9 protein-coding genes, 1 pseudogene and 1 CRISPR repeat array are annotated in these 7010 nt (G+C 70.2%); of the genes and pseudogenes, 5 read left to right on the top strand and 5 right to left on the bottom strand.

All coding sequences use genetic code 11. The annotated features are described in order from the left end of the window. Positions 1–313, top strand: a pseudogene (locus ACZ4W9_RS40085) (hypothetical protein); the annotation flags it as partial. A gap of 527 nt (positions 314–840) precedes the next feature. Then, the gene (locus ACZ4W9_RS40080) at positions 841–1605 is read left to right on the top strand and encodes a hypothetical protein (RefSeq protein ID WP_467944182.1); all 765 of its coding nucleotides are present in this window, start codon (positions 841–843) and stop codon (positions 1603–1605) included. A gap of 15 nt (positions 1606–1620) precedes the next feature. Here the strand turns inward: ACZ4W9_RS40080 and ACZ4W9_RS40075 are convergent, their stop codons facing one another. From ACZ4W9_RS40075 to ACZ4W9_RS40060, 4 genes are read right to left on the bottom strand one after another with little or no spacing between them, the layout of a single operon-like run. Then, positions 1621–2373, bottom strand: a complete 753-nt coding sequence (locus ACZ4W9_RS40075; RefSeq protein ID WP_467944181.1) for a hypothetical protein — start codon at positions 2371–2373, stop codon at positions 1621–1623. Continuing rightward, positions 2370–2843, bottom strand: a complete 474-nt coding sequence (locus tag ACZ4W9_RS40070) for a hypothetical protein (RefSeq protein WP_467944180.1) — start codon at positions 2841–2843, stop codon at positions 2370–2372. The genes ACZ4W9_RS40075 and ACZ4W9_RS40070 overlap by 4 nt, the downstream gene beginning before the upstream one ends. Continuing rightward, a complete protein-coding gene (locus ACZ4W9_RS40065) occupies positions 2840–3178 on the bottom strand; it encodes a hypothetical protein (RefSeq protein WP_467944179.1) in 339 nt (112 codons plus the stop codon). Before ACZ4W9_RS40065 ends, ACZ4W9_RS40070 begins: the two co-directional genes overlap by 4 nt. After that, positions 3175–3588: an ATP-binding protein gene (locus tag ACZ4W9_RS40060; RefSeq protein ID WP_467944178.1), complete on the bottom strand. Its 414-nt coding sequence runs from the start codon at positions 3586–3588 to the stop codon at positions 3175–3177. Before ACZ4W9_RS40060 ends, ACZ4W9_RS40065 begins: the two co-directional genes overlap by 4 nt. Positions 3589–3955: 367 nt before the next feature. On the opposite strand from ACZ4W9_RS40060, the gene ACZ4W9_RS40055 reads away from it, so the two are divergent. The 3 genes from ACZ4W9_RS40055 to ACZ4W9_RS40045 are packed head-to-tail and all read left to right on the top strand — an operon-like array spanning position 3956 to position 5597. Then, positions 3956–4207 (top strand): hypothetical protein, encoded by a 252-nt coding sequence (locus ACZ4W9_RS40055; protein ID WP_467944177.1) that lies wholly within the window; start codon positions 3956–3958, stop codon positions 4205–4207. Next, positions 4188–4715, top strand: a complete 528-nt coding sequence (locus ACZ4W9_RS40050; RefSeq protein ID WP_467944176.1) for a DUF6879 family protein — start codon at positions 4188–4190, stop codon at positions 4713–4715. The genes ACZ4W9_RS40055 and ACZ4W9_RS40050 overlap by 20 nt, the downstream gene beginning before the upstream one ends. Before the next feature lie 27 nt (positions 4716–4742). Next, positions 4743–5597 (top strand): Scr1 family TA system antitoxin-like transcriptional regulator, encoded by an 855-nt coding sequence (locus ACZ4W9_RS40045; RefSeq protein WP_467944175.1) that lies wholly within the window; start codon positions 4743–4745, stop codon positions 5595–5597. A 745-nt stretch (positions 5598–6342) separates the two neighbouring features. On the opposite strand, the gene ACZ4W9_RS40040 is transcribed toward ACZ4W9_RS40045, so the two are convergent. Beyond that, positions 6343–6624 (bottom strand): hypothetical protein, encoded by a 282-nt coding sequence (locus ACZ4W9_RS40040; RefSeq protein ID WP_467944174.1) that lies wholly within the window; start codon positions 6622–6624, stop codon positions 6343–6345. Positions 6625–6666: 42 nt separating this feature from the next. Beyond that, positions 6667–6938: a CRISPR direct-repeat array (repeat unit 28 nt; unit sequence GAGCTACCCCCGCGAGCGCGGGGACGAC). Positions 6939–7010: the final 72 nt, after the last annotated feature.

Raw genomic sequence — 7010 nt, 5'->3', positions numbered from 1 at the left:
GGACGACTTGAACCTGTACCGGGTGCGCCTGCCATTCATCGAGCAACCCCTGCGGACGCGGGGACGACCTGCTGGTGGAGCAACCCCCGCTCGCGCGGGGACGACCCGGCAGCCATCAAGCAGACGACGCCCGATCAGGAGCTACCCCTGCTCGCGCGGGGACGGCCGCCTCGGCGAGCTGTCTGGCGTCGACCTTGCCCGGGTCACGCTGCACCAGGTGCGCGAGGCAGCCATGAAGCACGGCTTCAGTGAGGCCCGCTTCCCGCGCCACCGCCGCGCCCGGGTCGTCCGGCGCGACGGCCGGGAACCGTGAAGCGACCCCCGCTCGTGCGGGGACGACAGGGTGATTCCGCCGTTCTCGGTTGGCGGCATGGAGCAACCCCCGCAGGCACGGAGACGACCGGGAGTTGACGGTGCGGGAGCGGGTCCGGCTCGAGCTACCCCCGCTCGCGCGGGGACGACACCTTGTCCCTGAAGACGGCCAGCTCCGGCGACGGGCAACCCCCGCTCCCGCGGGGAGGACCGGGTATGGGGACGGTCCCGGAGGCCATGGCCGAAGGCGACCTTCAGGCACCCCCGCGGACGCGGGGACGACTACTCGTTGACCGTATCGAGCAGGTCGCCAGCCGAGCTACCCCCGCTCGCGCGGGGACGACATCGGCAACAGAGACAGCGCGGCCTCGCTGCCCGAACTCCCCCGCGGGTGCGGGAACGACGTGTAAACCTCACTCCGACGTTGAGGCCCCGTAGACCTGAACTATTGCAAGCTTGCACCTAGTTGACCCCTCGTCGGGTCGGTGGGAGCATCCCGCCAGCGAACGCCACACTGGGGGGCATCACATGGGACGCATCATGAGCCTGTCTACGGCCGTCGTGATGGCGGCCCTCACGCTCACCGGATGCAGTAGCCACGACGAGCAGACGCCCATCGGTACAAGTTCGGTCACCGGTCGGCAGAAGGCAACGGTCGCGGCCTCGCCGTCCGTGTCCGTCCGTCTCGCATGGCGCCACACAGTGAAAGACCACAGTGGTGACACCCGTGAGTGGTACGTGGTCCGCGTGAAGAACTCCAGCACCGCGAAGACCCCCGTCATCCTTGTCGTACACGCGCTCGACAAGACCGGCACCATCGTCGGCTCAAGCGAGAACATACTGCCGAACGTCCCCGCTGGCGCTACCTTCGACTACTTCGGGGAGTTCGGCGGCGCGCTCTCCGACAGCCTGACTGGAACTCCCGCCAAGCTCCAGCTGTCGCAGTACACGCCCGCCTACGGCCAGGCCGGCGTCGTCGACAAGCAGATGCTCGGCACCAGCCAGGTGATGCTGACCGAGGGCGACCGCGATGACCTATTCACCTCGGCCCCGCACGCGTACAACCTGTCGGCGAAGGTCACCAACAACACTCACGACACGGTCTTCTCCGCTGGGGTCACCCAGCAGGTCGTTCTCTATGATGCGCACGGCCAGGTGGTGGGCGGCGGAACTGGTCCGTCCGACAACGTGCCCAACGATTTGCCCTCAGGGGTGAGCTACCGCGAGGAGTGGACCGGCATCCCTGCTACAGCCGAGGCAGCCCGCGCCGTCTACATGGTGTGGGTGGGCTGACCCAGTGCGTGGCAGTTACCCGAGAGCCTGGACCGTACCGGGCGCGGTCGGCGGCGCTGCCGGGTGCGAGGTTTGTCGGGAGGCTCGGGTGGCGTCGGTTTCCTCGTTGGTCAGGGCGTCGAGGTCGGTGACGGGGGTGACGCCTTGGAGGGTGATGGCGAGGCGGGCTGCGAGGGTCCAGTGGATGCGTCTGGTGTCGGTGAACGCGATGCGGTGCAGTCCCTCGCCGTCTTCGGGCGCGGGTGCTCGTTGGAGGGTGAGGGGGTCGTGGAGCGTCCCGGCGACTCCCCAGACCGGTGTGTGCTCCACGAGGGCTGCCGTCCAGCCCCGGTGGCCGAGGGGCGGGCAGTGTTCGACGGCGAGGCGGGCGCAGACGGCGTGCACGGGTGGAGACGTCGTCACTTCTCCGTCGTGGAGGGGGTGGCGGGCGCCGGCTGTGAGGAAGAGTGTGCGTGCGTCTTTCCGGGTCCCGGTGGTGGGTCCGCCGCAGAGCTGGCAGAGCAGGCGGCTCATCGCCTGGCGCTGGCGCAGGGCGTGGACGGTTCCGTGCCGGGGCCGGCCGCCGCGGGTGGCCGGCATGCGCATCCAGGGCACACCGTAGTGCCGCTCGACCTGCGTCTCGCCCCGGAGCCCGAGTCCCGTCCCTCCGGGACACAGGACTTTGGCCAGGGGCTGGGGCGGGATCTGCTCCTTGGACCAGGCGGTGATGAACGGGACCGGGGTGCCGTCCCAGTACCGGACGGGCCGGACGGAACTGGGGGCGGTCATCGGGTGCTCGCCCTTCCGGTCAGGCACCGGAGGTGGGCGTACCCGATGTTGAACCGGGTGGTGCCCTCCCAACACAGGGGCGCGACCGGCTCCGTCGGCAGCAGCGGGGCGGGGCAGGCGAGGCACTCGGGTGTCTTGCCGATGGCCTGTGCGGTCTGTTCGTGCAGGAGGCGGTGTCCGTGGCCGGCGTAGCAGGTCTGGCGCTGCTGGCAGGCGGTGCAGGCCGTGAAGTGCGCGCGCCAGGCCGCCCAGGTGAAGTGCCAGGCGAGCCGGGCCGCGTAGCAGCGCAGGCAGGCCACGCGGGGAAGAGCGGCGGACGGGGCGAGCACAACGGCGGTGGCGTCCGCCGGGCGGGTGCACCAGACGCATGCCTCGCCGGCCACGGCTGGCGCGGGCAGCTGCCGGGGGACCTCGTACCAGGAGACGCACTCGTGCACGTCGTAGAGCACCTCTGGCACCTGCACGGTCATCGGGGCAGCTCCAGCAGCAGAGTCCGCAGTGCCTCCATGACCGGGCAGGGCTTCAGGTCATAGACGCACTGCCGGCAGGGGCCGGGATGGGTGATGTACGCCTGGGCTGCGGCCCGCAGGGTGCACCGGTGGCAGCCGCGGAGGAACAGCGTCGTGCCGTCGGGCGCCGGGCGCTCGCCGAGGTCCACGACGGTGTCGATGGACAGCCGCTCGGCGCACCAGGCGCACTCGGCCCCGCGTGCCTTGGCGGCGGGGAGGTCGTCCAGGGGTGGCAGGGGGATCAGGGGGCGGAGGTCGGCGGGGATGAGGGTCAGGGTCCTCGAGGGGGCAGTCATACCCGGCCCCCAGTGGTGGACAGGTCGGCCCACACCTGCTTCTCCCAGGGCCAGCGGGTGCAGCCCCACCCCTTGGTGATGGCGTCCACCACAGCCAGGCCGCGCCCGGCGGTGTCGAGAGGGCCTGCGGTCCGGAGGGCGGGCCAGGCGTCGGGGCTCTTGTCGATGACGATGAGCCGGACGACGTCTGACGGCAGTCGGCGCACGATGATCCGGACGGTCGGCGTCCCGGTGTGCTGGACCGCGTTGGTCACCAACTCGGTCACGACGGTCGCGGCATCGTCCAGGACGCCGAGCAGGCCCCAGTCCTTGAGGACGTCGACCACGAAGTGCCGCGCGTCCGGCGCGGCGCACGTCTGCCGGGGTAGTACGCGGACCTGCGGCAGCTGCCTGCGCTCCACGGCTGTCACCGCCGTTTCTGCAAGGACTGGGCGGGGGCGCCAGGCGCCTCTGGGGGTTCGTGCCGCCTGCTGCGGCTGACGGTCGGGGAAACGATCGGCGGCAGGAGGTGTGCTGCCGCGGGTGGCCGGGCGGCTGTACCGTGCTGCATGTCGGCGCTCCTCGGGCGTCGGCCATCCCTCGGGAGGTGACCGCCTCGCCGGGGTTTTCGTCCCCGCCGACGCTAGAAGTGCGATGTGCGTCACACCTAGCTATGTGCAAGTTTGTGCAGGTAGCGCCGTTCAGCAGCGCGGCGCCGTACACGCCTCCCTTGACGGTTACCGCCCTTAGGACCACCTTGATGCACAGTCCTGCACATCACGCCCAGCGGAGGCACCCATGTCATTACAGTTCATCGGCATCGACCCGAACACCGGCGATCACGAATCCCCGACCGTCTGGATCGACCGGGAAAGGCAAGAACTCGTCCTCCAGGGGTGGAAGCCCGACGCTGCAACCGAGGCTGAGTGCGCCGCGTTCGAGGTCCCCGGCCACGCGGTTGGTATCCCCGACCACGAGGCAGTGATCCGTATCCCCGCCCGCATGGTGCCGATGATCAGGGAGGCGTGCGATGCCCTCGACACCGCCTGAATTCGCTGATCTCATGGCCCAAGCCACCCGCTCCGCTGTCCACCTGGAGATGCGCGACACCTACGCCGTCGACTACGAGCGCGGGCCGTTCGCCGAGTGGCGTGCTGGTCATCGTCACGATCCGAACGACCGAGCCACCTGGTGGCGTCCCTGGCTGGACCTAGTGCAGCAGACCACCGCCCGCGGCGTCGTGATCCGCCGGGCCCGCATCGTGTCCGAGCCGGTCAGCGAGTACACCCGCTATCTGTACGACAACACGTTCACCAACGTCGCCGCAGGCGAACTGGTGCGCTGGCTGCCACGGCGCAAAGCCTCCACCCTCGCCTTGCCCGGGAATGACTTCTGGCTCTTCGATGACCAGGTAGTGAGGTGGAACCACTTCACCGGTGAGGGCCGGTCCGCTGGCGGCGAAGTAACCGACGACACGACGGCGGTGAAGCTCTGCTCGGACGCCTTCGAAGCCGTCTGGGCACTCGCAACGCCACACGACCATTACGAGATCCGCTAACCCAGCCCGCACCGGACAGGCCAGCTCATGCCCATCTCTCCGTCCTCGTCCGCCCAAGCCGCGCGCGAGGTCGTCGCGCACCGGCTGCGCGATCTGCGCAAAACGGCGGGGCTCACGGTGACCGAGCTGGCCAGCCGGTGCGGATGGCACCATGCAAAAACGTCTCGCATCGAGAACGCCAAGACCGCGCCGACCACTACGGACATCCGTCTGTGGTGCCGGGCCTGTGACGCCTTAGACCAGGCCGAAGGTCTCATCACGCAGTCGCTGCACGCAGAGTCCATGTACACGGAGTGGCGCACGCAGGTGCGTGACGGGCTCCGAGCCCTCCAGGGCAGCGACCCGCGGCTGTTCCAGGACACTCAACTCTTCCGTGTGTACTCCTCCTCGCTTGTTCCCGGCCTCCTCCAGACCGAGGGCTACGCTGCCGGCGTCCTCGGGATCAGCGCCCGTTTCCGTGACGTCCCAGTCGACGACAGCGCGGCCGCCGCCCGGGCCCGCGTTGACCGCAGCCGCGTCCTCCAAGAGCCGGGCCGCCGCCTGGTTGCTGTAGTGGAAGAAGCCGTGCTCCGGCACCAGGTGTGCGATGCGGATGCAATGGCCGCTCAGCTCGGCTACCTCCTTACTGCCGGCGCCCACCCGCAGGTGTCCCTGGGCATCATCCCGATGAGGGCGTCCCTGCGGCGGCAATGGCCGCGCGAGACGTTCCACGTGTATGACGACCGCCTCGTCAGCGTCGAGCTGGTCTCTGCGCGCGTGCGTATCACCCAGCCATCGGAGATCGTGCTCTACCTGCGAGCCTTCGAGGAGCTGCGAGGCGATGCCGTCTACGGAGCGGGGGCGCGGGCTCTCATTGTGCAGGCCATCGACACGTTGGGCTGACCTTCGACATTCCGAAAAGGCCCCCTCCCGCCCGGAGGCGAGAGTGGGCACACGAATCACGGATACTGTCGGCGCTGCGGATCGAGCCCCAGCACGCGCGACTCTGACGAAGGACTCGGGCTCGGCTCGCCGCCGGACGGCGCATCATCGCGACGGCAGACGAGAGCGTCGTCATCCCAGCTCGGGTGCTGGAGGCTGTACCCGTCAGGGCACTGCGGTCCGGCCGTGCCGCGCTCGCCAGCAGGGCCCTGTGGTCCAGCGGGCCCGGGCTCGCCCTGAGGCCCAGGCGGTCCCGCCGGACCGACAGGGCCGACGGCGCCAGCGGGACCGACGACGCCAGCAGGTCCCGGCTCCCCGTCCGTTCCGCGTGCGCCCGCCGCGCCGGCAGCGCCGTCCACGCCGTCGGCGCCCTTCCTTCCCGGCGAACCTGACGGCCCCGGGGACCCGGACGGGCCGCGCTCCCCAGGCGGACCGGAACCACCGGCCGGGCCCGGCGGCCCAGTCACCGAAGCCCCCCGCTCGCCGCGGCTCCCGGGCGGCCCGGCGACCGGCGTCCCGCCCAAGCCCTCCACCTGGCGGGCCAGCGCGTCCCGGGCTCCGTTCGCAGCGTGCAAGTCTGCCGACAAGGCCACCACCTGGACGGCGAGCCAGCCCATGAAGGCCGCGATCATCACGCCGGTCGCCGCGATCAGCCACTCCGCCCGCGGCAGCCGCCGGTGCGCCTTGCCTGCCCTACGCGCGACGCTCATCGTGCTACCACCGCCCACACCGCGATCGCCGCGGACAGAAGCCCCATGATGACGGGCAGGACCATCTGGTAGAGCCGGGCCTGCCGCTCACGCTCGCGCCGGTCCCGTTCTTCTCTCTGGTACTGCTCGAACGTGTCCTCCAGGGCGTCACGCTCGTCGCGGATTTTCTGGATCTCCTGCGACACCGCGGTGATGCGCTGGTCGGTGTAGGCGGACTGGAGCGTGTAGACCTCGGTCGAGACGACCTTGTCCAGGCGGGCGTTGATGCCTTGGCCCATCGCCTGGATCTCCTGGCGCAGAGCCGCGACCGCGCGCCCGAGGAGCTACCCCCGCGAGCGCGGGGACGACCTGAGCGGTCAGGTCGTGGACAGCCCGCGCGGGGAGCTACCCCCGCGAGCGCGGGGACGACGGAACCTCGGGGAGGCGTCCTCAATCCTGACGAGAGCTACCCCCGCGAGCGCGGGGACGACCAGCAGCACCGGGCTGGGCAGTCCCCGTGCTGTGAGCTACCCCCGCGAGCGCGGGGACGACCAGACCCGCATGTAGAGCGAGACCGTGACGCTCGAGCTACCCCCGCGAGCGCGGGGACGACACTTGATGAGCTGGGACGATGTTAGCGGTGTCGGCCATTTTCATTGACGTGGGTTGTGGTGCTGGACGCAGC

The sequence above is a fragment of the Streptomyces sp. NPDC029296 genome, assembly GCF_055569255.1.
The sequence above is the reverse complement of the archived record's forward strand: the minus strand, read 5'-3'. Positions and strand labels throughout refer to the sequence as shown.